Annotated in this window: 31 protein-coding genes and 1 tRNA gene; 24 read left to right on the plus strand and 8 right to left on the minus strand. The window is 45.3% G+C overall.

Annotated elements, in window-relative coordinates:
* Positions 1–11: 11 nt before the first annotated feature.
* The 4 genes from DOE51_RS08940 to DOE51_RS08955 all read left to right on the plus strand — a co-directional run bounded on the left by DOE51_RS08940 (position 12) and on the right by DOE51_RS08955 (position 3,578).
* Positions 12–1,103: an alpha/beta fold hydrolase gene (locus tag DOE51_RS08940; RefSeq protein WP_142696187.1), complete on the plus strand. Its 1,092-nt coding sequence runs from the start codon at positions 12–14 to the stop codon at positions 1,101–1,103.
* A gap of 51 nt (positions 1,104–1,154) precedes the next feature.
* Entirely contained in the window at positions 1,155–1,589 is a 435-nt protein-coding gene (locus DOE51_RS08945) for an NUDIX domain-containing protein (RefSeq protein ID WP_142696188.1), read from the plus strand.
* Positions 1,590–1,876: 287 nt separating this feature from the next.
* Positions 1,877–3,115, plus strand: coding sequence for a poly-beta-1,6-N-acetyl-D-glucosamine synthase (pgaC, locus tag DOE51_RS08950; RefSeq protein ID WP_142696189.1), 1,239 nt, complete (start codon positions 1,877–1,879; stop codon positions 3,113–3,115).
* Entirely contained in the window at positions 3,090–3,578 is a 489-nt protein-coding gene (locus DOE51_RS08955) for a hypothetical protein (protein WP_142696190.1), read from the plus strand. Before pgaC ends, DOE51_RS08955 begins: the two co-directional genes overlap by 26 nt.
* A 182-nt stretch (positions 3,579–3,760) precedes the next feature.
* Here DOE51_RS08955 and DOE51_RS08960 read toward each other — a convergent pair.
* A tRNA-Gly gene (locus DOE51_RS08960) sits at positions 3,761–3,836 on the minus strand.
* Between the two features lie 210 nt (positions 3,837–4,046).
* Here DOE51_RS08960 and DOE51_RS08965 point away from each other — a divergent pair.
* Positions 4,047–4,487 carry a hypothetical protein gene (locus tag DOE51_RS08965; protein ID WP_142696191.1) on the plus strand — a complete coding sequence of 147 codons (441 nt, stop codon included), beginning with the start codon at positions 4,047–4,049 and terminating at the stop codon, positions 4,485–4,487.
* A 4-nt stretch (positions 4,488–4,491) separates the two neighbouring features.
* Here DOE51_RS08965 and DOE51_RS08970 read toward each other — a convergent pair whose 3' ends face one another.
* Complete coding sequence (locus DOE51_RS08970) at positions 4,492–5,247, minus strand: hypothetical protein (RefSeq protein ID WP_142696192.1); 756 nt, start codon at positions 5,245–5,247, stop codon at positions 4,492–4,494.
* 109 nt (positions 5,248–5,356) lie between these two features.
* On the opposite strand from DOE51_RS08970, the gene DOE51_RS08975 reads away from it, so the two are divergent.
* From DOE51_RS08975 to DOE51_RS08985, 3 genes are all read left to right on the plus strand, one after another.
* Positions 5,357–5,821 carry a hypothetical protein gene (locus tag DOE51_RS08975; RefSeq protein WP_142696193.1) on the plus strand — a complete coding sequence of 155 codons (465 nt, stop codon included), beginning with the start codon at positions 5,357–5,359 and terminating at the stop codon, positions 5,819–5,821.
* Positions 5,818–6,111, plus strand: a complete 294-nt coding sequence (locus tag DOE51_RS08980) for a DUF3817 domain-containing protein (protein ID WP_168196417.1) — start codon at positions 5,818–5,820, stop codon at positions 6,109–6,111. Before DOE51_RS08975 ends, DOE51_RS08980 begins: the two co-directional genes overlap by 4 nt.
* A 75-nt stretch (positions 6,112–6,186) precedes the next feature.
* Positions 6,187–6,993, plus strand: coding sequence for an intradiol ring-cleavage dioxygenase (locus tag DOE51_RS08985; protein WP_142696195.1), 807 nt, complete (start codon positions 6,187–6,189; stop codon positions 6,991–6,993).
* Between the two features lie 69 nt (positions 6,994–7,062).
* Here DOE51_RS08985 and DOE51_RS08990 read toward each other — a convergent pair whose 3' ends face one another.
* Together DOE51_RS08990 and DOE51_RS08995 are read right to left on the minus strand one after the other, a co-directional pair.
* On the minus strand, positions 7,063–7,407 hold the full coding sequence (locus DOE51_RS08990; protein WP_142696196.1) for an RNA-binding protein: 345 nt from the start codon (positions 7,405–7,407) through the stop codon (positions 7,063–7,065).
* 186 nt (positions 7,408–7,593) lie between these two features.
* Positions 7,594–8,082: a DUF333 domain-containing protein gene (locus DOE51_RS08995; RefSeq protein WP_142696197.1), complete on the minus strand. Its 489-nt coding sequence runs from the start codon at positions 8,080–8,082 to the stop codon at positions 7,594–7,596.
* 185 nt (positions 8,083–8,267) lie between these two features.
* Here DOE51_RS08995 and DOE51_RS09000 point away from each other — a divergent pair, with 185 nt between their 5' ends.
* On the plus strand, positions 8,268–8,585 hold the full coding sequence (locus DOE51_RS09000) for a hypothetical protein (protein WP_142696198.1): 318 nt from the start codon (positions 8,268–8,270) through the stop codon (positions 8,583–8,585).
* 181 nt (positions 8,586–8,766) lie between these two features.
* On the opposite strand, the gene pgsA is transcribed toward DOE51_RS09000, so the two are convergent.
* Positions 8,767–9,330, minus strand: coding sequence for a CDP-diacylglycerol--glycerol-3-phosphate 3-phosphatidyltransferase (gene pgsA / locus DOE51_RS09005; RefSeq protein WP_142696199.1), 564 nt, complete (start codon positions 9,328–9,330; stop codon positions 8,767–8,769).
* Between the two features lie 64 nt (positions 9,331–9,394).
* Between pgsA and DOE51_RS09010 the strand changes: the two genes are divergently transcribed.
* From DOE51_RS09010 to DOE51_RS09025, 4 genes are read left to right on the plus strand one after another with little or no spacing between them, the layout of a single operon-like run.
* Entirely contained in the window at positions 9,395–9,805 is a 411-nt protein-coding gene (locus DOE51_RS09010) for an acyl-CoA thioesterase (RefSeq protein WP_142696200.1), read from the plus strand.
* Entirely contained in the window at positions 9,784–10,746 is a 963-nt protein-coding gene (gene glpX, locus DOE51_RS09015; protein WP_142696201.1) for a class II fructose-bisphosphatase, read from the plus strand. Before DOE51_RS09010 ends, glpX begins: the two co-directional genes overlap by 22 nt.
* Before the next feature lie 2 nt (positions 10,747–10,748).
* Positions 10,749–11,045, plus strand: coding sequence for a hypothetical protein (locus tag DOE51_RS09020; protein ID WP_142696202.1), 297 nt, complete (start codon positions 10,749–10,751; stop codon positions 11,043–11,045).
* Between the two features lie 33 nt (positions 11,046–11,078).
* Positions 11,079–12,443 (plus strand): sensor histidine kinase, encoded by a 1,365-nt coding sequence (locus DOE51_RS09025; protein WP_142696203.1) that lies wholly within the window; start codon positions 11,079–11,081, stop codon positions 12,441–12,443.
* Here DOE51_RS09025 and DOE51_RS09030 read toward each other — a convergent pair.
* Positions 12,440–12,814 carry a response regulator gene (locus tag DOE51_RS09030; RefSeq protein ID WP_142696204.1) on the minus strand — a complete coding sequence of 125 codons (375 nt, stop codon included), beginning with the start codon at positions 12,812–12,814 and terminating at the stop codon, positions 12,440–12,442. The genes DOE51_RS09025 and DOE51_RS09030 overlap by 4 nt on opposite strands.
* A 215-nt stretch (positions 12,815–13,029) precedes the next feature.
* Between DOE51_RS09030 and DOE51_RS09035 the strand changes: the two genes are divergently transcribed.
* The 11 genes from DOE51_RS09035 (at position 13,030) to tsaE (ending at position 22,453) form a co-directional block, all read left to right on the plus strand.
* On the plus strand, positions 13,030–13,461 hold the full coding sequence (locus DOE51_RS09035; protein WP_142696205.1) for a type II toxin-antitoxin system RatA family toxin: 432 nt from the start codon (positions 13,030–13,032) through the stop codon (positions 13,459–13,461).
* Positions 13,451–13,831, plus strand: a complete 381-nt coding sequence (locus DOE51_RS09040) for a hypothetical protein (RefSeq protein WP_142696206.1) — start codon at positions 13,451–13,453, stop codon at positions 13,829–13,831. The genes DOE51_RS09035 and DOE51_RS09040 overlap by 11 nt, the downstream gene beginning before the upstream one ends.
* Before the next feature lie 23 nt (positions 13,832–13,854).
* Positions 13,855–14,118 carry a hypothetical protein gene (locus DOE51_RS09045; RefSeq protein ID WP_142696207.1) on the plus strand — a complete coding sequence of 88 codons (264 nt, stop codon included), beginning with the start codon at positions 13,855–13,857 and terminating at the stop codon, positions 14,116–14,118.
* Positions 14,119–14,153: 35 nt separating this feature from the next.
* A complete protein-coding gene (locus tag DOE51_RS09050) occupies positions 14,154–15,530 on the plus strand; it encodes an NAD-dependent succinate-semialdehyde dehydrogenase (protein ID WP_142696208.1) in 1,377 nt (458 codons plus the stop codon).
* 18 nt (positions 15,531–15,548) lie between these two features.
* Positions 15,549–16,499: a tRNA lysidine(34) synthetase TilS gene (gene tilS / locus DOE51_RS09055; RefSeq protein WP_142696209.1), complete on the plus strand. Its 951-nt coding sequence runs from the start codon at positions 15,549–15,551 to the stop codon at positions 16,497–16,499.
* A 112-nt stretch (positions 16,500–16,611) separates the two neighbouring features.
* Positions 16,612–18,552 (plus strand): ATP-dependent zinc metalloprotease FtsH, encoded by a 1,941-nt coding sequence (ftsH, locus tag DOE51_RS09060; protein ID WP_142696210.1) that lies wholly within the window; start codon positions 16,612–16,614, stop codon positions 18,550–18,552.
* Positions 18,553–18,634: 82 nt separating this feature from the next.
* Positions 18,635–19,447, plus strand: a complete 813-nt coding sequence (cdaA, locus tag DOE51_RS09065; RefSeq protein WP_142696211.1) for a diadenylate cyclase CdaA — start codon at positions 18,635–18,637, stop codon at positions 19,445–19,447.
* Positions 19,444–19,857 carry a hypothetical protein gene (locus tag DOE51_RS09070; RefSeq protein ID WP_142696212.1) on the plus strand — a complete coding sequence of 138 codons (414 nt, stop codon included), beginning with the start codon at positions 19,444–19,446 and terminating at the stop codon, positions 19,855–19,857. Before cdaA ends, DOE51_RS09070 begins: the two co-directional genes overlap by 4 nt.
* 16 nt (positions 19,858–19,873) lie before the next feature.
* Positions 19,874–21,244 (plus strand): phosphoglucosamine mutase, encoded by a 1,371-nt coding sequence (gene glmM, locus DOE51_RS09075; protein ID WP_142698238.1) that lies wholly within the window; start codon positions 19,874–19,876, stop codon positions 21,242–21,244.
* 27 nt (positions 21,245–21,271) lie between these two features.
* Complete coding sequence (locus tag DOE51_RS09080; protein WP_142696213.1) at positions 21,272–21,997, plus strand: pyridoxine 5'-phosphate synthase; 726 nt, start codon at positions 21,272–21,274, stop codon at positions 21,995–21,997.
* Positions 21,998–22,003: 6 nt separating this feature from the next.
* On the plus strand, positions 22,004–22,453 hold the full coding sequence (gene tsaE / locus DOE51_RS09085; RefSeq protein ID WP_142696214.1) for a tRNA (adenosine(37)-N6)-threonylcarbamoyltransferase complex ATPase subunit type 1 TsaE: 450 nt from the start codon (positions 22,004–22,006) through the stop codon (positions 22,451–22,453).
* A gap of 19 nt (positions 22,454–22,472) precedes the next feature.
* Here the strand turns inward: tsaE and DOE51_RS09090 are convergent, their stop codons facing one another.
* Together DOE51_RS09090 and DOE51_RS09095 are read right to left on the minus strand one after the other, a co-directional pair.
* Positions 22,473–23,057, minus strand: a complete 585-nt coding sequence (locus tag DOE51_RS09090; protein WP_142696215.1) for a GNAT family N-acetyltransferase — start codon at positions 23,055–23,057, stop codon at positions 22,473–22,475.
* A 46-nt stretch (positions 23,058–23,103) separates the two neighbouring features.
* Positions 23,104–24,558, minus strand: a complete 1,455-nt coding sequence (locus tag DOE51_RS09095) for a hypothetical protein (RefSeq protein WP_142696216.1) — start codon at positions 24,556–24,558, stop codon at positions 23,104–23,106.
* Positions 24,559–24,733 lie beyond the last annotated feature (175 nt).

Here is a 24,733-nt window from a genome sequence, read left to right on the forward strand (position 1 = left end):
AAGGAGACTCTATGTATTCATTAGTGACGAGTGTTCTGGGATTACTTTTAAGCATACAAGCGTTCGCAACCACGATTCCCAACGAGCTGGGCGAACCCAAAGCGGGCGGTCTTCCGCGCGAAAGCAGCAGCGAGTATGAAATCCTCTACGGATCAGTGCGAGTTGGCTCTGATATTCAGCGCGTGATCGTGACAAAACCTTTAACTTCTTCTCCCAGCGCGGCCATGCTTCTTGTTGGCGGTATTGGTTGCTATTCTTTAGATTTTTCAGGCACAGGTCCCAAGGTCGTAGCCTACGAGCGCATCATTCAGTTCGTTTCGCGCATGGGTTTCGTCACAATGCGTGTTGAAAAAACAGGGATGGGCGACAGTGTCGGGACACGTTGTGAAGATCAAGATTTTAAACGTGAAGTAACGGGCTATCTTGCGGGACTCAAAGCTTTGCAATCCTATCCCTTCGTGAAAAAAGATTCGATCTCTATTTTTGGTCATAGCATTGGTGGCGTGATCGCTCCATTCTTGGCAGCGAAAGTTCCAGTAAAATCAGTCGGTGTCATCGGCTCCTTAGCGACGGATTGGTATACTTACGATATCGCGAATATACGCAGGCAAATGATTCTAAGTGGTGCCTCTGGTTTGCAACTGGAATACTACCTGGCGAAAAAACAATTGGCCGCTTTGGAATTTTATAAAAATAAAAAGTCGCCAGAGCAAATCATGCAAGAACACCCTGAAGTTACTGATGCTCTTCGTGAAGAATGGGAGTCTGCCGGTGTTTCGCCCGCTTATATGCAACAGCTTGGCGACGTGAATCCCGCGCAAGACTGGCTGCGTAGCCGGGTTCCCGTGACAGTTTTTGTGGGCACAGCAGACTTCATTGGCTCACAAGTGGACGAATTGTCGGTGATGGTGACTGGGGTTAACAAAACGCGATCTACGCCGCTGACTTTGCGTAAGGTCGAGGGTATGGATCACTTTTTCAGAGCGGCGGGGTCGCAGGCTGAAAGTTTCTCTAGTCAGCGTCGAGACGGTTTGCCGCTTTTATTTCAAGATAGCTTTCTACAAATTCTTAAAGATGAGTTTTTGTTGAGCGATAAAAAGTAATCCGTGAATACAAACCTTTACGTCGATGCAGGGCCCAGATAAAATGGGCCTATGTCATATCGTAAAGGCGTCGCTATCATTATTTTGTCCGCTGATTCAAAACACGTTCTTCTTGGTGAAAGAAGAAATTATCGCGGGCATTGGCAGATCCCACAAGGTGGTGCAGAAAAAGGCGAACTTCCTCTGCAGACTTTAGAGCGTGAATTGCTCGAAGAAGTTGGAATTTCCTTACCACCCGTGTTGCAACAAACACATGAATACATTCGCTACATTTGGCCCAAAGATCTTTTTCCCGACGCGAAACACTTAGGACAAGAGCATCTGTATTTTGTTTTAGATGGTAGTGCGATTGACGTCGACAAACTCCAAGCCACTGAAGAACTTGTCAGTTTCAAGTGGATGCCTTTAAGTGAAGTTTTAGGTCTGACCCTTGAGTGGAAGCGCGAAGCTCTTGAGCAAGCATTGCGGGCTTTGAAGCTGCTCTAAATCGGGGTCTCAAGCTGTCACACTTTTAGGCACTTCTGAACTTTTCACAAGCTGCGCCAAAATCGTCCCAAGAAGGTCCACTTAGGAACTTCGAGCAAATGAAGGGTAGAGCGCGCGGCAACGATTTTAAGTGGTCCCCAGGCCTTCCGAGATTAAAGAAAATTTATCTGTTTACGAGTCCCATTCGCTAGTGAAATTGGTGCTTTATCCTCTGTTGACGCTATGGATAAAATATATTACAGACTTGTCAGTAAAAAGTAACGGGCCTCGTGCTCACTTGGTGAATAATGATAATCGCTTATCTGCCATCGGTTCTAAAATTCTTATTCCTCATCATCCCCTTCGTATTACCGATGATGTGGATTATGGGCGCATTTGTGTTCTACTTCAAAAGAGAACGCAAACGCTTTCAGCTTACAGAATTTTCTGAACAGCCATACACGATCTTGATTCCATGCTTTAATGAAGAAAAAACGGCGGAAGCAACGATCCTGTCTTTGGATCATTTGCCTGCAGATAAATGCGAAATCATCGCGATCAACGATGGTAGTCGCGATAAAACTCAAGCCGTGCTTGAGAAAATGGCGATGTCTCGTCCTCACATGCGTGTGATCAACCTTGTGCAAAACCGTGGTAAGGCCGCTGCTTTAACATTGGGTGCAATGGCAAGTCGTAACGAGTTCATCTTGTGTATCGATGCCGATTCTGAATTGTCTGGCGATGCTCCACGAATCATGATGGAGCACTTCCGTGATCCAAATGTTGCCGGTGTGACTGGCAATCCGCGCGTAAAAAATCGTGGCACCTTGGTAGGTCGTCTGCAGGTCGGAGAGTTCTCGGCACTTGTTGGTATGATCAAACGTTATCACCAAACATTGGGACGCTTGTTCGCGTTGTCAGGCGTGTTGGTGATGTTCAGAAGATCCGCAATTGAAAGTGTTGGTTACTGGGATACAGATACAGTGACTGAAGACGTGGGTATCAGCTGGAAGTTGCAAACATCAGGTTGGGCTTTGAAATACGAACCTAAAGCGACTTGTGACGTCTTGATGCCGGATACTTTGAAGGGTTTGTGGAAACAAAGACTTCGTTGGGCACAAGGCGGTTTTGAAGTCGTGTTGAAACACGGCAGATCCGTGATGAAGAGTCGCGATACAGGTCTGCGTTTGATTCTTTTAGAATATATTTTCTCTGTCACGTGGGCGTTCTTATTGCCGGTAACCATCGGCATTACCATTTTTGGTAAGAGCGTAAACGGTGTCGGTATCAACTATGCGATTTTGCTAACGGGCGTGATGAGTTTTCTTCAGTTCGTTGTGGGTCTGTTCCTGCATGGACGTTATGAACGTTCAACGGGTTTAGGATTTATCGCAATTTGGTATCCGTTTGCTTATTGGATGATTAATAGTTTTGTGTTATTCGTGGCGATTCCCAAAGTTTTGTTTGGACCGAAACGCCAATTCAGCTCTTGGATTTCTCCCGATCGTGGTGGTGTGACATATGCGCAAGATAATAGAAACAGTTAGTACAATTTTATTGTGGGCTGTGTGGATTGGTGGAAGTAGCCTGGCTATTTCTGATTTCCTATTTAATGATTTGATCTCTAAAAAGATTTTGTTTCATCTTTCTTTGATTGCTTGGTCGCCAGCTATTGCGATCACGATCTTCGGTGGGATGTTGGTGGCTATTCGTTTCTCTAAGTATGAGGCGAAAAAGAAAACCATCGCGAACGAACACACGGTGCAATGGTCTGAAGTGGATCTTGTAAACGCACAAAGCGGTAAAGTTGTGGATTTGTATTTCGCAGGTGCGGGTCTAGACAGCCAAGTGGTTGCGCGTGATCAAGTAGCGACAGTTCTACACAACGAAAACCAAACAGTGCATGTGACAGTTGCAGCACCTTCTGTGGAAGATGCGAACTGGAATTTGCAATCGGTTGTTGTTCGCTCGATTGTTATCCTGATCTTATTGCTTCCGAAAGCATTCTAATCGTCGCACTCAAATTTGAATTCGCAAAAAGCCCTGCACATCGCGGGGCTTTTTTTATTCCCAAAATTGAAAAGTGAAGTTTTAAGAAGTGATAGGGCTGAAAAAGAAAAACCCCGATATTTCTATCGGGGTTTTTTAGTTTTAAATTAATCTTCCTAGCGGAAACTCCAATTTAGAAAAATTGGAGCGGGAGACGGGGCTCAAACCCGCGACCTATGCCTTGGCAAGGCATCGCTCTATCAACTGAGCTACTCCCGCATCGGAAGAGAACCAAAATTACTGTTGCCAGGCATTCTTGTCAACGGCTAAAAATAAAAAAATGAAAACTATAGTGATGAGTCGCATTAAAAAATGGGTGGTTTTTGCTCTGATAGGGTGCCTTGCTTACTTTGTAGGCTATATCGGTGGACAGAGAGCACAAAACGCAACACCGCCACCTTCTGAACCTTCTATTTCGGCGCCAAGCAAATGAAGTTTTTAAAAAGTTTGAAATTTTATCGTCTTTATCTCGCTCTGATTTTCATGGTGGTGGGATATTTTATTAGCCTGAGACAATTTAAAAACGCGGATGAAGGTTTTGTCACGAATGCCATCGTTAATGACGTGAAAGTTGCGAATGACGGTAAGGGCCCATGCTGGATGCATTACGATTATGAAGTGGCGGGAACGAAGTACTCAACACGCTCTATTTGTCATAAGAAAGATGTGAAAGTAGGCGAGCAACTTGTCCTGGAATATTCATTTCGTCAGGACGGCGTAGTTTTAGCGCACGTAAAGGCCGAGAAAAACCCGTGGCTTGCTTTTTATGGAAGCCTCGCCTTGGCCCTTGCGATGATCATCGCGCATTTCTATGAGCAGTATAAGAAGCAAAAAGCGGTGCCTGCGAAAAACAGCAAACGCAAAAATTAAAAAATTACGGAGCTTGAGTCTTTTTCACTTTCAAAGTCTGAAGGGCTTTAAGGATGACGTCACCTGAAGGAATCGCGACTTCGACATAGTCGTATTCAATGCCGGTGTAGATGTTTTTTAAATCTTCAACCGCGACTTTGATTTCTGCAACATAACCTTTCGACCACTTGCGGGCCGATTCGTAATCTGGCGTAAAAAATAAAGCATCGCGATTCGCCGGAAAAAGCTCGTTTAAGCTTTGCGCAGCTCCGGCCTTAGCTGACTTCATCTGCTGAACTTGCTCGCGATTTAAACCGCGATAAAGTGTCACGAAGCCATCTTTAATAAACGGACGAAGAAGTTCTATTTGCGGAAGAGTTTTTTGTTCCGTAAATTTTCCGCCATCCCACTGAAACCACGTTTGTGTTTCGATCAAACTCTGTGTCGAAGGCGCTGTCGCTTGGGGTTTTCCTAAACGTGTTTGGCGAAAATAACCTTCGGCAAAAATATTTCCGTGAAATAAAACGCTGCCACCATCGATTGCAACAATATGCTGGTAACTTTCGTTAACTAAGCGTGGATATTCGTTCATTTCAATCGGGGGGGTATAAGACGGCCTTAGGAAGTGCAAGCGATCCGTACCTTGTGTTGAAAGCAATGCCGTGCGAATCTGCGCAGCAGATGGTTGCGTTTCAAATATTTCAGAGCAAAGCCATTCCGCGCTCGCTATGGTGGGCAAGCTGAAGAAGAGCACACTCAAAATAAAGGCTTTCAGGTTCATAACTTTTGTGAGTGCAGGCCTTGTGCCTTTCAGGCAAAGAATAAGAAGCGTCCCCCGGGGCGTTCGCTGTCGAACTTTTAGACGGCAGCCAAAGAAGGAGTTTTCGTTCATGTATGAACCCTTGTTGCTTGTACACTCGTGGACCCGCTGGGTGGTCTTTATTGGTCTGATTTATTTCCTGATCAAAGCGACGGCCGCGTGGCTTTTAAGGTCACCATGGAAGGCCAGCGACGGGCATTTCATCTGGGCATTTGATCAAGTCTTTGGTTATCAAGTGCTGTTTGGATTAACTCTGTGGTTGGGGCTTTCGCCCTATACGAAAACGGTATTCAAAGATTTCAATCTGCTTTGGGAAAATCCGGTTTTGTTCTTTTGGACCGTTCGTCATGGGCTGACAATGATCTTAGCTTTAGGTGTTTTTCATATGGGAAAAGGCAAAGCGAAACGCGCCCCAGAAGAAAAGAAATATAAAATCTTAGCCTTCACGTTTGCAGGAAGTTTGTTGTTGGTCGTATCAGCGATCCCATGGCCGTGGTTATCTTATGGTCGTGCTTTGTTGAGGTGGTTCACATGAGTACTTCTTATCGTCTTAAATATTTTCGTTTCCTGACTTTCTTAGAGGGCTGCTCTTTGTTGATCTTGATGTTTGTCGCAATGCCTGCACGCGCAATCATGCATGATCCAACGCCAGTCAGAATTATGGGTATGATTCACGGAATTTTGTTTTTGATGTTTTTTTATACTCTGTTGACGACTGCTATAGAAAACAAATGGTCGCTAAGAAGACTTGTCTTAGCTTTGTTCGCGGCTTCGCTTCCGTTTGGTTCGTTCTGGTTTGATCGAAAATATTTAAAAACGACTTGAGTTGTTTCAAGGTGAAGCACCTCCATAGTTCCTCCATATCTTTTGGCTACCGTTGTAGTTGGATAAGGAGAGCTCATGGAGTCAAAAAAGTTTTCCCGACGAGAATTAATCAAATATGGCGGCGCAGCCCTTTTCGGAACGGCCTTAGGGCAAGTGCTAGGTTGTTCACCTGCGAATTTTGTATCAGCAAATCAAGCCGCCGACAGTTCTGATTCGACGACCATCACAAATGGATCTTGTGCAGTGATTCCGTCTGAAACTGCTGGTCCTTATCCCGCCCATGATGATAGCGCCATCAACGTACTAAGATTGAATGGGATTGTTCGTAGCGATATTCGTTCGAGCCTGAACGCGGGAAGTTATACGGGCAGCGCTACCGCTTCCGGCGTGCCGTTAACGTTGATCTTAAATCTACAAGACGTTTCCAATAGCTGCGATCCGCTGGCGGGCTACGCGATTTATGTTTGGCATTGTAATATCAATGGCGGCTATTCGATGTATAGCTCAGGCATTGCGCGTGAAACGTATTTGCGTGGTGTGCAGCAAACCGATACCCAGGGGAGAGTGACTTTCACAACGATCTTTCCAGGGTGTTATGACGGGCGCATGACACATATTCATTTCGAGATTTATCCAAGCCTCGCGCAAGCAGTGGACGATAACTATGTGGTTCGCACATCGCAGTTAACTTTTCCAATGGCGACGTTGAATAACGTTTACAACAATGTTGCGAGCTACAGTTTGAGTAAAACAAATTTATCCAGAATCAGTTATTCAACGGATAATGTGTTTAGCGACGGCACGACTTATCAGATGGCGACGATTTCTGGAGACAACACGAACGGCTATGTGGGCAGTCTGAATATCGGTATTCAAACTTAAAAAAGGCAAAAAAAAAAGGGATCTGATTGCTCAGATCCCTTGGTATTCAATCTTATTTAAAAGAGCGAATTAGTAGTTAGAACGACCACCACGATCGCCGCCGCCGAAGCCACGACCACCGCCACGGTTTCCACCACCGAAAGAACGACCGCCACCTTCACGTGGAGCCATTGGTTTCGCTTCAGAAACGTTCATGTTACGACCAGCAAGGTCAGCACCGTTCAATTTTTCGATAGCTGTTTTTGCTTCAGCATCAGAAGACATTTCAACAAAGCCGAAACCTTTGCTGCGACCTGATTCACGGTCAGTGATAACACGTGCAGATTCAACGTTACCGAATTGTGCGAAAGTTTCGCCCAACTCTTGGTCGCCAACATTGTAAGAAAGATTTCCAACGTAGATTTTTTTACCCATAATAACCTCCTAAGGCACAGGGAGCCGCTAAAGAGGTCAGAGCAAAACGCTCAAATAACTCTAGGCAGACTTAGTTCGTGGAAACAGTTTTAGCCAAATATTGTGAGAGAGGAAAGAAAAAAAATGAGGGTCTTCAATTAAGTCAGTTAAATGAAAACCCCTCACTGCCAAATCAAATAGGTTTGTTTACAGCCCTGTAAGAATAGCCTTAAGTTCAGGGGTTTGGGCTACCTGCCCTGAGTCACGGGTCGTTTTGCTGATAACCCCGAACGGAATGTCGCCCCACCACTTCTCTATGCGGGTGCCATCTTCCGCAACCGTCGTGAGTTTGCAGGTTTGGTATTGACCGATATCAAGCTTTAAGCTTTCCAGCGACCCGCCCTTTGAGGCGCAGTTGGCCAGAAGTTCCTTGTACTGCTTGGGTGAGTACAAATCCTTGGTTTCAAAGATGTCTGAGCTCTTTTGTTGACCCATGATGGCATCGACTTTCACTTTCCAGCTCATTTCTTTAGCATCAAAGCCGACCACTTCTTTGGTGATTTTGATGTTGTAGTCTGTGCCGTCAACGCGCTTGAAGTTGCCACTCCAAGTGACTTTATCTCCTACCGCAGGATAAGCCCACGTCGGCAGAGGTAAACAAGTTAATAAAGCCAATGCGATCATCGTGATTTTCATAGCGTTATCTCCTTACACTTCCGAATCTGTGGATAGAGTGACATAAGGCGGGAAGGCGCTTGGATAGAAAACTTGCGTCGTTGTTAGGAATCAAAATTACATCTACTCCATCACTCACAAAAATGATTTCAGAAGTTTCGACTTGCGATAGCGTTCCCGGATTCAATCTTCAGAGGAGGATGCCCATGAAAAAAGTAAGTCTGATTTTGGTAGGATTTGTATTGGCGACATCGGTGGCGCACACTGCGGAAACAGTCTGCGGTGATGCAGATTGCGTGACAAAAAAGAACAGCACGATGGCGGCAGTTTTTAATTTTTTATTTAACGAAGACAGCTGTGTGAATGATACGCAGTGGCTGAGCTCGGTTGTGAGAGTCACAGATATGAATTTTACGGCGGTGTGTACTGACGGCAAAAAGAGCGTAAATTTAAAATTGAAAGTGACGGATCAGAAGCAGAATTCTGGGGTCGATGGCGACTATTTTGTGGAGATTGTTCCTTAACGCGACTGACTTTGGCGTCGCTTAGCGCGACGACAACATGCGAACGACGCCGCTTGAAGCTGTAGCAAAGAAGGTAGGCTTCTGCGTTTTTGCAGAAGCGATCTTCAAATAGCTGCTCAAAAGCAATGCTAAGAAGATGAAAAACCAGTTGCTAGGCGAGAGGTGCAGTAACATACCGTCCTTAAGCGCTCTTACGGCTCTTTAAGTATCCTAAGTAGTATTCGATACCGCTTGTTATACTCAAAATGACGCTGACCCACAAGACTCCGTAACCAATTTTGTCCAAATACGGCACGTAGGGGTCCATATTTCCAATAATTACAATGGGAATGGCGACCATCTGCATTGCGGTCTTCCATTTTCCGGCCGGTTTGGCGTCGATAATGATTTGATCTGCCGCAGCAACGGAGCGGATGCCCCCGATAAAGTTGTCGCGCGCCAGGATAATAATCACCATCCACGCGTCGATTTTCCCCAAAGCCAGGAGCATTGCTAGAACACTCGTCACCAGAATTTTATCGGCGATGGGGTCCATGAATTTGCCGAAATTGCTAACAGCTTTGTATTTGCGCGCGTAGTAGCCATCGAAGTAATCCGTCGTCGATGCCAGCATGAAAAGCACAGCAGCAACGATATTCCACGTTAGCGTGTTGGGCCACATGGCTGCCACAATGAAAGGCACAACGAACACTCGGCTGAGAGTGATTCGAGTAGGAAGATTCTTTTGCCATTCTGTTAGCGCCATTCATAACTCCGAAATTGTCTTTACGTGCTGGACTTACCCTAACAATTTAGTCTAGAAATAATCAATGTTTATTCATCGTCACAAGGTTCAGTTTTACGAGACCGATCTCATGGGGATTGTTCATCACAGCAATTATTTGCGTTTCTACGAAGAAGCGCGTGTATTGTGGGCGCATTCCCGAGGTTTGATTGATTATCAAAAGCCGGGCTCGGCGAGTCATTTTGCGGTTTACGAAACGCAAGTAAAGCACTTGAAGCCGACTTTCTTTGGCGATGATTTAGAGATTGAAGTGCAGGCGCGTACAGAAGGGAATCGTTTGATTTTCCAATATCGTCTGCGCGGTAGAAATGGCGAAGTATGTTCTGTCGCACAGACGGTTCACGTGCCACTAGGATTAGATTTAAAATTACTTAGACTATCTGCGGAGATCAAAGCCGCAACGGAGAAAGAACAATGGACAGAAACCTGGCTTTAGAATTTGTACGTGTGACTGAGGCAGCAGCCTTAGCTTCTGCTCGTTGGATGGGTCGTGGCGATGAAAAAGCAGCAGACGCTGCCGCTGTCGATGCGATGAGAAAAGCATTCGATATCGTTCGTATGGACGGTACCGTTGTGATCGGTGAAGGGGAGCGTGATGAAGCTCCGATGTTGTACATCGGTGAACCGGTTGGCGATAAATCTTTGGATGCTCCGAAATTAGATATCGCTTTGGATCCACTAGAGGGCACAACGATTTGTGCGACGGGTGGTGTTGGTGCGATCTCGGTTATCGCGGTTGCTGAAAAAGGCAAATTCTTGCATGCACCTGATACTTACATGGATAAAATTGCTTGCGGTCCTGGCGCTCGCGGTAAAATTGATATTGATAAAACTCCGACTGAAAACATCAATGCGGTTGCAAAAGCATTGGGTAAAGCGGTGAGTGATTTGACGGTTGTTATTTTGAATCGTCCTCGTCACACAGATTTGATCGCGGAAGCTCGTAAAACGGGAGCACGTATTAACTTGATCGGTGATGGTGACGTGTCTGCGGCAGTGGCTTCGGCATGGCCGGATTCAGGCGTTGATTTGTTGATGGGTATCGGTGGCGCACCAGAAGGTGTGATCTCGGCTGCGGCAATGCAATGTTTGGGTGGCGACTTCCAAGGCCGCCTTAAATTCCGTAATGAAGAAGAGCGCGAACGTGCGAAACGCATGGGCTTAAAAGACTTGGACAAAAAATTCACGATGGATGAATTGGCGTCTGGCTCTGTGATGTTCATCGCTTCGGGTGTGACAGATGGACCGTTGTTGAAAGGAATTCGTTTCCTTCCAGACGGAAAAGCAAAAAGCCATTCTGTGGTGATGAGATCGCAAACTGGAACAATCCGGACCATTGAAGCTTTCCACGATTTGACTCGCAAGCCAGCAAAGTAGTAATGGATACAGCGAAGTTAATTTGTTTCAACTGTAGCAAAGAAATTCCGGTGACGGGATTGATCGGCAGACGGGATGAATGCCCGCACTGCCGAGCCGACGTGCATGTTTGTAAGAACTGCGAACACTACGATGCGAAAGTTTATAATGAATGCCGCGAAACGAACGCCGATGTTGTGCGTGAAAAAGATCGTGCGAATTTCTGCGATTATTTTTCACCACGCAAAGGTGGAACGGGCGGAGTTGATAAAGCCGCAGCCTTGCGTGCTGCTGCGGAGGCCTTGTTTAAAAAGTCCTAAAACTGTTTCTTAAATGAAAGACGTGACCCTGGTATGCGAGTATTAAGTCAGTCCGTTCTCAACAGTTTAGCTCTTGATTTCCACAGACGTAGTGTCGCTGCCTCTGTGGGCTTCATAGTGGTCTTTTCTTTGTTGTTATTTATTCCGATAGCAACGACCCCAGTCTACATTCCCATTCATCAAATTGCAGCTGTCTGCGCTTTGTGCGCAAGCTTTGTGCGTTTGTATATTGGTTTGAAAGTCATGAAAGAAGGCATGCCGGGTTTGCGCTTTCGTAAACTTCATGCGGCGGTCATTTTGATTAGTACGACCGGACTTGGTATCGTTTGTACTTTAGGATTTTGGGATCCTCTTAATTCTGACTCAAAAATTTTTATTACTTCTTTTTTGATCAGTGCCATCATGGCGGGGTCGACGTCATCATTAGCGTTAAATCCACGTGTTCAAGCGTATTTTCTTTTTGTTGTTGGCGTGATTCCGGGGACTGTTCTGGCGTTTTCGACTCACACGGGGGAATTGCCCTATAATGTCTGGACGATTTTTATATTTACCTTCGTGGTTTATGTTTACGGTAATTCGAAGCAGTTTTACTTAAGCATGGCGACACGCTATGAAGTTGAAGAGGCTCTGCAAGTTGAAAAACAGAACCTAACAATGGCTTTGCAAAAGGTCGAAACCACGCAAGAAGAGCTGTTGGCGCAAACCGCACGTGCCGAATATTCTGCGAAGCTTGCCTCACTGGGTGAGATGGCGGGTGGTATCGCCCATGAAATCAATACGCCGCTAAATGTAATTCTGTTGTCCGTCGAGCAACAGTTAGATCTTCTGCAAGATGCAGAGATCAATAAAACCCTGATGCGTGAAGCGATTGAGAAAGTTCAATCAACAACGAATCGCATCGCAGCGATTGTTCGTGGGCTTCGCACCTTTGCGCGCGACGGTGCGAAGGATCCAATCGAAGTTGTGCCGGTGGATACGCTTATCGAAACCACGCTGTCGTTGTGTTTGGAGAAATTCAAACTGAACGATATTGAATTGCGTAGGCCGCAGGCGTCTCATTTGACGGTGCATTGTCGTCCTGTGCAAATTTCGCAGGTGCTTTTGAATTTATTAAATAATGCTTTTGAAGCCATTCGTGAATTGCCGCAAAAGTGGATTGCGATCGAAGTGCGTGATTTAGGCTCGAGTGTGGAAATTCGTATTACTGACAGTGGTCATGGTATTCCCGAAGACATTCATCATGAAATTTTCAGACCGTTTTATACGACCAAAGAAATTGGTAAAGGCACTGGATTGGGTTTAAGTATTTCGCGCGGCTTGATTGAAGCGCATCACGGGAAGCTCTTTATTGATTCGACGAATCCGAATACGTCGTTTGTGATTCAATTGCCTCACTAAGCGTGAGCTTGGCGGGATTGTTGTTCTTTGACCAGGCGAACAAGCTCGGTCTTGGTGACGGGTTTAGGAATGAAACCCACACAATTTGGGTCGTTTTTAAGAACTTCTTCGTCGCCACCGACGTAACCAGAAATAAACATCACAGGCGTTTTAAGAGCATTTGCGCTGAGTTTGCGTAGTAATTCAAAGCCGTCCCAGATAGGCATGCGGATGTCGCTGATAACTAAGTTTGGATTCCAGGTTTGAACTTTTTCAAAGGCATCTTTGCCATTTTCGGCGGTTTGTACTTCGAAGTGTTCGCGCAATAAAAAGTACGAAATCAGATCCCGCAGATCTTTCTCATCATCAACAATGAGGATTTTGTACTTCATAAGAGCTCCGAATCTTCCTTTTAGCGTCGGTGTAAACTCTGAGGGCTTACCTCTAAAATATCACGTCCGCCAAGGCGTGGCGCCCAATAAGTAAAGAATCTACGTGGACACAGGCGTATTTCACTCTGGCAACAAAATGTAACATAACTGTTGTTTATTGAGGCGTGGTCTAGGTCAAGGTTGACTCGCTAAGCCCGCAAAGTCACAGTTGAATTATGGCAAAAGCATCTACTACCGAAGTCTTTAATTGCAGTGTTGAACAGTTTTATAAAATCATCGCGGATTACGAAAAGTATCCAGAATTTTTGTCGGAAGTAAAATCCTGCAAAGTTCTCAAATCTGAAGGCAACCGCAAGCTTGTTGAATACAGTGTTTCCGTAATCAAATCGTTTAAATACTCTTTGTGGATGACGGAATCAGCGCCAACAAGCATTACCTGGGAATTCGCTTCTGGCGACGTTTTCAAGACTTCTGTGGGATCTTGGAAATTGGAAGATGAAGCTGGTAAAACACGCGCGACTTACGCCGTGGAAGCGACATTTAGCATGTTCGTACCAGGTCCTATTGCAAATGCCTTGGTGAGTGTGAATTTGCCAAATATGATGAGTGCATATCACAAGCGAGTAAAACAAGTTTATGGCGTCTGATTCCAGCTCTAAGAAAGATGAAAAAGATCCTTCGGGCGATATCAAGGGTCTTCTTGGCGACACAGTGAAAAAGGTTTTCACCGCTGGCGTCAGTGCGGCGTTTATGACTGAAGAAAGTCTGCGCACGTACCTTTCAGAGCTGAAGCTTCCTAAGGAAGCGTATAATTTGCTGATTCAAAGTGCCAATAAATCCAAAGATGAAATCACCAACCGTGTCAGTAAAGAAATTGTTGGCATCATCGACAAAATCGATTTCGTAAAAGAGTTTTCGAAGTTCGCAGAGACTCATAAATTTAAAATCACGGCCGAAATCGATATCATCAAAAAAGAAACTCCCGCGAATAAAAAATCCTCGTCGGAAAACACTTAAACTAGACCAAAGGTGATCTCAAGTTGAGACGTTTGCGTGCCGAAAAGTTCGGTATGGAAAGTTCAACTATTTTAAGTGTTATCTCTATCATTTTGTTCTGCGCATGTTGTCGTCAGTTCATCAAAACTGTGGTGACACCGATTCCTCTTTTGGCCTCCGAAAGACCTTATGCTCGCGGCGCTATGCAGCTTGGCAAGTTCTATAAGGTGATCGCGTGGGGTTCGATGACGGGTGTGTTTTTACTCGGCACATCGATCTCGTTTTACCAAGTCTTCAGTTCTCTTTAAAAATATTCTGTGTTTGACTGGTGAAGGAGGTATTTATGAGCTCCTTTACCACTGTGAATCCTGCCACTGGCGATGTCGTAAAAACTTTCGAACATCTTTCTTGGGAAAAATCTAAAAAAGCTATCGATGATGCGCACAATGATTTTCTAAAATGGCGCAAATATTCCTTCGAAGAGCGCGGCGACGTTCTTCGTCAATTGGCTGTGGCCCTTCGTGCTCACAAAGATGAAATAGCAAAAACAATGCACCTTGAAATGGGCAAACTCTTGGAAGAGGGCAAAGCCGAAGTTGAAAAGTGTGCGACGACTTGTGATTACTTCGCCAAAGAAGCAAAGAACATGTTGGCAAATCAAGCGGCTTCTTCGCCTTATGCGCGTGCAGAAGTAACGTTTCAACCGCAAGGTGTGATTTTCAGTATTATGCCGTGGAATTTTCCATTGTGGCAGGTGATTCGTTTTGCGGCTCCGGCATTAATGGCAGGAAATGTGATCGTGTTGAAGCACGCTGATTTGACTGCGGGAACTTCCGAAGTGATTGGAAAAATCTTTAACGATTTGACTCCTGAAATAAAACTTTTGCGCAACTGCCAAGTGGATCACGAAGTGGCTGAAAAAATCATTGCCGATCCCCGCGTGCGTGGTGTGACCTTCACCGGCAGCAGTTCAGGTGGGCGTGCGGTTGCGACGACGGCCGCAAAAAATCTTAAAAAAATTGTTCTGGAATTAGGTGGTAGTGATGCCTATCTTATTCTTGAAGATGCTGATCTTGATCTTGCCGCAAAGGCCTGTGCGAAAACGCGTTTGCAAAATTGTGGGCAAAGCTGTGTGGCGGGCAAGCGTTTTATCGTTGTGCAAAAAGTGGCTGAAAATTTCATTAAGAAAATGACCGAGGAAATGAAGAAGACGGAAATTGCGCCGTTGGCTTCTAAAAAATTCCAAGCGACTATCATTAGCCAAGTTGAAAAACTCAAAGGTTGGGGTGGTAAAGTCGTGCTGGGTGGTTCGGCGCCGCAAGGGGCGGGGGCTTTTTATCCACCGACGGCTGTGGTTTTTGAAAAGAACAATCCTGAGATTCACAAAGAAGAAGTTTTCGGTCCGGTTGCTTCCATTATCGTTGTGAAAGATGAAAAAGAAGCGGTGGAGGTTGCGAACTCTTCGCCTTATGGCTTAGGTGGTGGTTTGTTCACAAAAGATGTTTCTCGAGGAATTGCTCTAGCAGAAAAAGAACTTGATGCGGGCTTTGTTGTCGTGAATGATTTTGTGAAGTCAGATCCACGCATTCCGTTTGGGGGTGTGAAAGAATCTGGTTACGGTCGTGAACTCGGTCACTTTGGTATCATGGAATTCGTGAATATCAAAACTGTGGGCATCGCCGGTGAAAATCCCACTGCAGCCGCTGGGCAAGGTGAGTAAAATAACAGGAGAACTTCCGTGAGTTTGTCCCGCGCAAAGCAAGATTTAGATCACCAGGCTTGGAAACTCGTTCGTCAGCATTCGCTGCAAAACAAAAAAATCCTGGTGGCTTTGTCGGGTGGGGTGGACTCGACGGCTTTACTGCGAGTTCTTTCTAAAATTCATAAAAAAGATTTACTCGGTGCTTGTTATTTTCATCACGGTGAAGATGCAAATGCCGAGTATCGCAAGGAAGCTCAAGCATTCTGCGAAAAGCTTTGTAAGAAGTTAGAAATTCCATTTTTCGCTCTAAAAAGTTCAGAATTGGCGAAATCCGAAGCGCAATATCGCGAGCTTCGTTATGAGGCATTGAAGCGGTTGATGGCTGATGAAGGTTTCACCGTTTTGGCAACTGGTCATCATCGAGACGATCTTTTAGAGACACGGTTGTTGCGTCTTATTCGTGGAACTGGAGCGCAAGGTTTTCAGGCGATGCTTGCGTATAAAGATGGCATCTTCAGACCTTTCCTAGAAGTAACCAAGAAAGAGTTAAAAAAATATCTGCGTGAAGAGAAACTTCGTACCTTTGAGGACCCGTCTAACTCCTCCCTGGACCCGCTTCGTAACTGGCTGCGTGAAGAATGGCTAAAGGCTCTCGAGAAGCGTCAGAGGGGTGCTGTGGCATCCTTAGCGCGCTCGCTGGAGACAATTGCGCAGGAAGTCTCGTCACAGCCGTGGGGTGATCTCCTGAGTCAAAATGAGTCTTATAAGACACAGGGGCTTTCTCGCTCGTTTTACTTAACTTTGAGTCCTTTTGAGCAGCGAAGATTGCTCGCTCAGTATCTTTTTTCACTCGGAAAAAAAGATTTTTCGCAAGCCCAGCTTGAAGAAATTCAAAAGCGCCTGGACAAGTCGCAAAAAGTGATCACATTTAAAACTGCAGGCGCAGAATGGGAAATTAACGCAGAGCAAATCAAGGTCCAGTCCTGAATTGAGAGCTCTGTCTTCCTCGAGGTAAATTCGCAGAAGAATTATTTCATTCGCTCTGTCATGTATGTTACCCTTATTGGGTAATTAGACCTTCGAAGTGAAAGGAATCGCGATGCGCTCTACTCAAAAAACGCTAGCACTTTGGTTCTTCCTCATCATTATGGCTGTCTTCTTGTTTCAGGCCTATGAGAGCAAGCACCAAAAAGTGATTGGTGATTTTAACTACTCAAAATTTACGGAAGCTGTGAAAGCCAATGAAGTGGCAAGCGTCACGTTCCGCCAAGACACCTCTGAAGTTGTCGGTGAAATGAAACCGGATTTCGAAAAGAAATACAACGGTACACATTTCTCTATCATCGGTAACACGCAAGACGAAGGTTTCAAATTCCTTCAAGAACACGGTATCACGCCAAACTACGAGCGCGCTGATAACGGTGGTTTCTTCCAATCTCTTGTTGTGAATTGGTTGCCACTGATTCTGATCGTGGCGATGTTCTTGTTTATCATGCGCCAAATCCAAGTCGGCGGTGGTAAAGCAATGTCGTTCGGTAAATCACGTGCCCGTCTTCTGACGGAGCATAAAAACCGTGTCACTTTCAAAGAAGTGGCTGGTGTTGATGAAGCGAAAGACGATTTGCAAGAAATCGTATCGTTCCTGAAAGATCCTAAAAAATACACGAAACTAGGTGGTCGTATCCCTAAAGGTGTGTTGCTTGTGGGTTCGCCAGGTACAGGTAAAACTTTGCTTGCTCGCGCAGTTGCGGGTGAAGCAGGTGTGCCGTTCTTCACTATTTCTGGTTCTGACTTCGTTGAAATGTTCGTGGGTGTCGGTGCAAGCCGCGTTCGTGACTTGTTTGAACAAGGTAAGAAAAATGCTCCATGCTTGATCTTCATCGACGAGATCGATGCCGTAGGTCGCCATCGTGGTGCCGGCATGGGTGGTGGTCACGATGAACGTGAGCAAACTCTGAATCAATTGCTTGTTGAAATGGACGGCTTCGAATCTTCTGAAGGCGTTATCATGATCGCTGCAACAAATCGTCCTGACGTTTTGGATCCAGCACTTCTTCGTCCAGGTCGTTTCGACCGTCGCGTGGTTGTGAATAAACCGGATCTTAAAGGTCGTGAACAAATCTTGGGAGTTCACACTCGCAAGACGCCACTTGGACCTGACGTAGAGATCGCTAAGATCGCTCGCGGTACTCCAGGCTTCTCGGGTGCAGACCTTGAAAACTTGGTGAACGAAGCGGCTCTAGTAGCGGCTCGTACTGATAAAAAATATTTAGAGATGGAAGACTTTGAACGCGCTAAAGACAAAGTCATCATGGGTTCTGAAAGAAAATCTATGGTTATCTCTGAAGAAGATAAAAAAGTGACTGCGTACCATGAGGCGGGTCACACGCTTGTGAATAAAAAATTAAGCGGTTTGGATCCGATCCACAAAGTGACTATCATTCCTCGCGGAATGGCTTTGGGTGTGACTCAAACATTGCCTGAAAAAGAAAGCGTGTCGTTGTCGAAATCGACAGCAGAACACATGATCGCATTCTTATTCGGTGGTCGTGCAGCAGAAGAAGTGGTCTTTAAAGACATCACAACGGGCGCTGGTAACGATATCGAACGTGCCACTGATATCGCACGTCGCATGGTTTGCGAATGGGGTATGAGTAAGCTTGGACCTTTGGCGTTTGAAAAATCAGGCGGCGAAGTGTTCTTGGGCATGCAATACGGTCATCAAGGTCACAAGTCATACTCTGAAGCAAAAGCAGAAGAGATCGATGCGGAAGTTTCAAAAATTATCAACACAGGTTACGCACAAGCGGTGCAAATCCTGACTGATAATAAAACAGCGTTGGAGGCTTTGGCTCAAGCGCTTCTTGAATACGAAACGATCGATGGTCATGAAGTTGAAATGTTGATTAATGGTGCTGCGGTTTCAGAAATTGAAAAATACCGTAGCAACAGAAAAGAAACTTTCAATGCGATCGCTGCCGCTAAAGAGAAAAAAGACGGTAACGATCCAGTTGGTAACACAGGACCTGTGACGGTCTAAATTCTGACTGAGTTGATATAAAAATTAACATAAGCCCTGGTAATGATCTTATCAGGGCTTCGTAGCGAGTAAGGCACCTAAGATGTTGCAACAGTTTTTGGACAATTTGATCTTTATCGTTCAGCACTTGCGTCTGCAAGATGCGATCGACATGATCCTTGTCTGGATGGTTGTGTACCGCATTCTGGTTCTTATCAAGCGCACGGGCACAATCCAAATGCTGTCGGGCCTTGGTGTACTTGCGATTGGCTACATCCTTTCCATCTGGCTTGAACTTTTCACGTTCAATTGGATTCTAGAAAAATTCTTTTCAAACTTGTTCGTGATTGTGGTGGTCTTATTCCAGGCCGAGATTCGCCGTGCGCTTGCGCACATTGGTAGCAATCCGTTTTTCACGGATGCTTCGACGATTCAAGAAACACAAGTTATTGAAGAGATCGCAAAGGGTGTTATCGCCACAGCTCAAAAAGGCTTCGGTGCCTTGGTGGTGGTTGAGCGTGAAATTGTGATCGATTATCACATCGAGTTCGGAACTGAGATGGATTCAAAGGTCTCTGCCGAATTGTTGGCTTCGATTTTCCATCCGGAAAGTCCTATGCATGACGGCGCGGTTTTAATCCGTAACGGTAAAATCCACTCAGCAGGTTGCTTCCTGCCTTTAAGCAAAAATCCAGCTTTAGATAAAAACTTGGGAACTCGCCACAGAGCCGCGATTGGTTTAACAGAAGAAACAGACGCTTTGGTGTTTGTTGTTTCTGAGGAAAACAAGTCGATTGGTATTGTGCAAGGTGGTCACTTAAGCCCGAATGTGGAGCTAGGTGATATTCGTAAAGCTCTTTATGAAACCTTCGGCCTTAAGTACAAAGCCTTCTCTCAACAAGGAGATGTGTCGTGAAGCGCCGTTGGTCAGACGCCATCACCGAAAATTTCAGCTACAAAGTCGTCGCTTTGTTTATTTCACTGATTTTGTGGCTTACCATTCTGGGTCGCCGTGACTTTGTGTTGAGTAAAAACGTCGATATTGAATTGATTACAGCCCCCAATACGCAAGTTGTGGCGCAAACCACAGATCATGTAAAAGTGAAGGTTTCAGGCCCTCGTGCAGCTCTTAAGAAGTTTCTAGAAAGCTCGTTATCACAAACGATCAGTCTTGATATTTCACAAAGAGGCGAAGGCGTTGTTTATGTCGACATCCCTTTGAATAAAATAGATGTGCCTCTAGGAGTAAAAATCCTTGGAGTTCGACCGAACCAAATCCAAGTCGAAGTGGTTGGCAAAAAAGGCAGTACTGAAAATGACAAATAAAAAGGTAACAGTAAAAGTGGATAAAAAAGCAAAACTCTTCGGTACAGACGGTATTCGTGGTACTGCGAACCAATATCCAATGACTCCGGATATGGTTGTGAAAATCGGTCAAGCGATCGGTTATCTTTTGCAAAAACAAAATACGAAATCAAACCTAGCTCGCAAAGTTGTTATCGGTAAAGACACGCGTCTTTCTGGTTACATGATCGAGCAAGCTCTTGCCAGTGGTTTGAATTCAATGGGTATTCACGTGCAACTTGTGGGACCACTTCCAACTCCAGGTATCGGTTACCTGACTCGTACAATGCGTGCGGCTGCGGGTATCGTGATCTCGGCGTCTCACAATCCATTTCATGACAACGGTATCAAAGTTTTCGGTCCAGATGGCTTCAAAATTTCTGAAGAGATGGAAAGCGAAATCGAACGCCTAGTCTTGGATGAAGACTTAACGGCTCTTCTTCCGCCAAGTAAAGAAATCGGGCGCACTCGTCGTATCGACGACTCTCAAGGTCGTTACATCGTTTACGTTAAGGGTACTTTCCCCTTGGAATATACTTTGGATGGTATGCGTATCGTCTTGGATACAGCAAATGGTGCGGCTTACAAGGTTGCGCCAAGTGTATTCCAAGAGTTGGGTGCGGAAGTTATTCAATTGGGTGACGATCCAAATGGTACAAACATCAACGACAAAGTCGGTGCTTTGCATCCGCAAAAATTATCTGAAGCGGTTGTGCAATATCGCGCGGACGTAGGTATCAGTCTTGATGGTGACGCCGATCGCGTGATCATGGTTGATGAAAAAGGTGAGATCGTAAACGGTGACCGTATTCTTGCGATTTGTGCTCTTCACATGAAAGAGCGTGGTCTTTTGAAAAAGAACACTTTGGTTGCAACACAAATGTCGAACTTCGGTCTTGAAAAACGCATGAACGAAGCGGGCATTCAGTTGGTGAAAACGGGTGTCGGCGATAAATACGTTGTCGAAGAGATGCGTAAAAACGGATACAACTTGGGTGGTGAACAATCTGGTCACATCATCTTCTTGGATCACACAACGACAGGTGACGGTATCATCGCAGCATTAAGTGTTTTGGCCGTTGTGAAACAAACAGGTCGTCGTATGAGTGAATTAAATCACGTCTTTGAAGACATGCCACAAGTCTTGATCAATCTTCGCGTAAAACGCCGTAATGAGCTTTCAGAGATCGCTGGTTACGCCGACCTTATCCGTGATATCGAAAAGAAATTAAGCGGTAATGGTCGCGTGTTCGTGCGTTTCTCTGGAACAGAACCTGTGATTCGCGTTCTTGTAGAGGGACCGGATAAAACACAGATTTCTCATTTCGCAGATGAAATCGCATCTTTCTTAGAAAAAGAATTATCTTAGTCGGCACACGCCGGCTGGAGCAAAAGCATGAAACATAAAATTCGTTTGGGCGTGAATGTTGATCACGTAGCAACTCTTCGTCAGGTTCGTGGCGGGACAACGGCCTATCCAAGTGTTTTGGATATGGTGAAAAAATCCGTGAAAGGTGGCGCTGAGCAAATCACGATTCATTTGCGTGAAGATCGTCGTCACATTCAATTGCACGACTTAAAAACTCTTTCTAAATCTTGCCCTGTGATGTTGAACCTGGAAATGGCGGCAACTCCACAGATGGTTTCTTTCGCTAAAAAATATCGTCCTGACTGGGTGTGTTTTGTTCCTGAAAAAAGAGCAGAGCTTACGACTGAAGGTGGCCTTGATGTTAAAAAAGGCTTTAAGAAAATGCTTCCAATGGTTGAAAAACTTCAACGCATTGGCATTGAGATTTCGATGTTCATCGAGCCTTCTATTGAGCAAGTGGAAGCATCTTACGAAGTGGGTGCTGACGCCGTTGAATTTCACACGGGCAAATGGGTTCACCTTAAAGGTCCCGCAAAACAGCGCGAATGGAAACGTCTGGTTGAGGCAGCGGAATGGGCGAACTATTTGGGTTTGAACGTTCACGCAGGTCACGGTCTTGATTACGAACACTCTAAAATGATCAATAAGCTTCCGCATCTTCAAGAAGTGAACATTGGCCACTCGTTGGTATGTTACGCCCTTGAATACGGCATGGAAGAATCAGTTAGAAAAATGAGAAAGATCTTAAAGTAAAACTTTATGTCGTCGATTTTGAATTCAAAACGCACGATTGCGAATCAGGAAGAACTTAAAGCTTTTTGGCAAGAGTTCCTTCCGCATTTAAGTAATCGCTGTATTTTGCTTTTAAGCGGCGACGTGGGCGCTGGCAAAACCACTTCCACGCAAATGATCGCCGATGTGTTGGGAATGAAAGACGTGCAGTCGCCGTCATTTGCAATTCATCTTCGCTATGAAAACTCAGAAGGAAAATCAATGGACCATCTGGATCTTTATCGTCTGAAAGACGACGACGATTTGGAAAGTTCTGGTTTCTGGGATTTGTTCGCTGAAAAGCAGGGCTTGGTTGTGATCGAATGGGCACAGCGCTTGGATTACGATTATCTGCCTTTAAACTGGCAACGCGTTGAAGTGAAATTGCAAAAGACCGATGTCGAAGGTCAGCGTTCTATCGCAGTTCAACTTCTTTAAGTCCTCGCAGATTCCGAATCTATTTTTTAAAGAATTCCTGGGACAGTTTTCCGAAGATTTTTGTGTTGCGATATTTTCCCATCTCGCGCGCGTCTTCTCTCAGTTCTCCTTCGAAAACATAACCGCAACGTTTAGCGACTTCAGCAGAACGAATATTGTTGGAAGAACAGCGAATTTCGACGCGATGAAATTTAGCGTTGAAACAATAGGCTTCGATAATTCGCACGGCTTCACTCATGATGCCGCGACCTTCAGCTTCGCTGGAAAGCCAATAACCTAATTCGCACTTTTGCACTTCCCAGTTGATATTGTGAACACCGATGTTGCCGACATATTTCTTGGTGTCTTTCAAGTAAATGCCATAATCGAACATCGCAAGGCTATCCCATTCCGCAAGAGCGAGGTTGATCCACGCGCGGCTGTTATCGAGTTCTTTGGTGTTATCGACCCAGGGTAAGAATTGGCGAAGGCGTTCGCGATTGGCTTCAATCGTATTGAACATGTCGTTTGCGATCGCTTGGCTGTGACGTTCAAGATAGATATTGTTGCCATCAAGTTTCGTGGGGAACGCTTTTTGTTCAATACTAATCAATTGCAAACTCATAGTGAAATTCTATGAGTTCTCGAGGGGAAATGTCTATTTAAATGAATTAAGCGGCCTGAAGGCCCTTAACGAAGTCGACAGAAAGCTTTTCTGCTAGAGACAAAGAAGTTCTGTTGTAAGCGGCTTTTTCAGCGAAGCCCACAAGCATACCAACAAGTTTGTCGTTGATCAAAATAGGGGCGATCGTCACGTGATCAGGCACGCGACCTTGATTCCAGTCTTCAAAGAATTTTTCGTTGATTTCGTTTAGTGAAACGTAACCGTGGAATGGTTTTGAAGTCGCCGCAACGATATTGAAAATACTTGGCGTCTTCAATGGTACGCGCACGGATGTGTCTTTCATGCCTTTGAAGTTTTCATCCCAAGCAAATGCTGTCGCTTGCGTTTCTTGATCGTCCAAAGTCAAAATCATCGATTTTTCAAAGTGTGATTTCATTTCACTTAAAACAGTTTTCACACGCTCTGTTAAAGCAGCTGTGTTTTTCTTTTTAAGTTTATCCAAGGCAAAAGTACCATTCGCGACTGGATTCAATGTTGGTTTTGCAACACCAGCCGGGCGTGGCACAACGGCGATAGGTTCTTTAACGAAGCTATCCTCAAACGGAGGCGGATTCGCAGCAGCGCTAGCTGCAGGAGTCGCTTTAGCCGGAGGCGGCGGGATATTTGGTTTTCCTGCTGACGTAGCTGGAGCTGCAGCCGGAAGTGAAGTGTCTTCTTTAGGCACTTCACCAATATTCGTTTTTTCTAAGATCGAAGATTTCGGTGCTTGAGTTACAACTGTTTTTGCTTCAGTTGCAGCAACGACAGAATCTTGTTTCACTTCAGCGACAACAGACTCAGTGCCTGGCTCTTTAGGAGCGAGTGCTTCTAATTTTGTGACTGTGAAACCGTCGAAGATGCCATCAAGTTTTGCGCCGCCAGCTTCTTCGCCTTCAAGAATGACTTCATCATCTTTGGCTTCAGGGGCAACACCCAGATCTTCGAATGAGAATGAATCTGATTTTTTAGAAGTCGTAACAACAGATAAATCGATGCCTTCCGGCGCTGTTTCCGCGGACGCGGGCAGTGCCGCAGCGACGGCTGTCGCGGAGGCTGAAGCAACTTCAGGATGATAAGCTTTCCAAGCAGCTTCCATGTTTTCCAAAGAGGCTAGAACAATTACTGCCGAAGGGAATGTTGGAAAATCCTGCGGCGGTTGAAGACAAGCTACGATAAGTGCGCCATCCCATTCCGCCACAGGAAGACACTCTGCCGACCACGGGTAATGCGTCGCCCACTTCGCGAACATTTCCTGAGAAAGGGGAGTTTCTTTAAAAAAGCGATCCTGTAAGTACGGAAGACGATAGTGAGTCATGGCCCATTTTAGATAGTCCTCAGAGCTGAGGTGCTTTTCTTTGATAGCGAAACCCAGCAGGCTCATCATCGTACCGCTTTCTTCAAAAGCGGGCGTAAGTGCCTGAAGTTTCTCTTTAAAATGTTCAAACCATGCGTGTTGACTCATCTATGGAATTATCGGCTTTTACAGTAAAAACCTGAGTCTAGGTCTAGGAAAAGGTCAAAATAAGAGGGATTTCCGGGTCTGTTTGCGTTACATAATTGTTGTATTTTTTGCAGCTTTGCTAACGCGCTGAACAGCCCTTCAAGGGCAAAAACTCTTAGAGGTTTCAAATATTTAA

It is taken from the genome of Bdellovibrio sp. NC01 (assembly GCF_006874625.1).
In the GTDB taxonomy this organism is placed as follows: domain Bacteria; phylum Bdellovibrionota; class Bdellovibrionia; order Bdellovibrionales; family Bdellovibrionaceae; genus Bdellovibrio.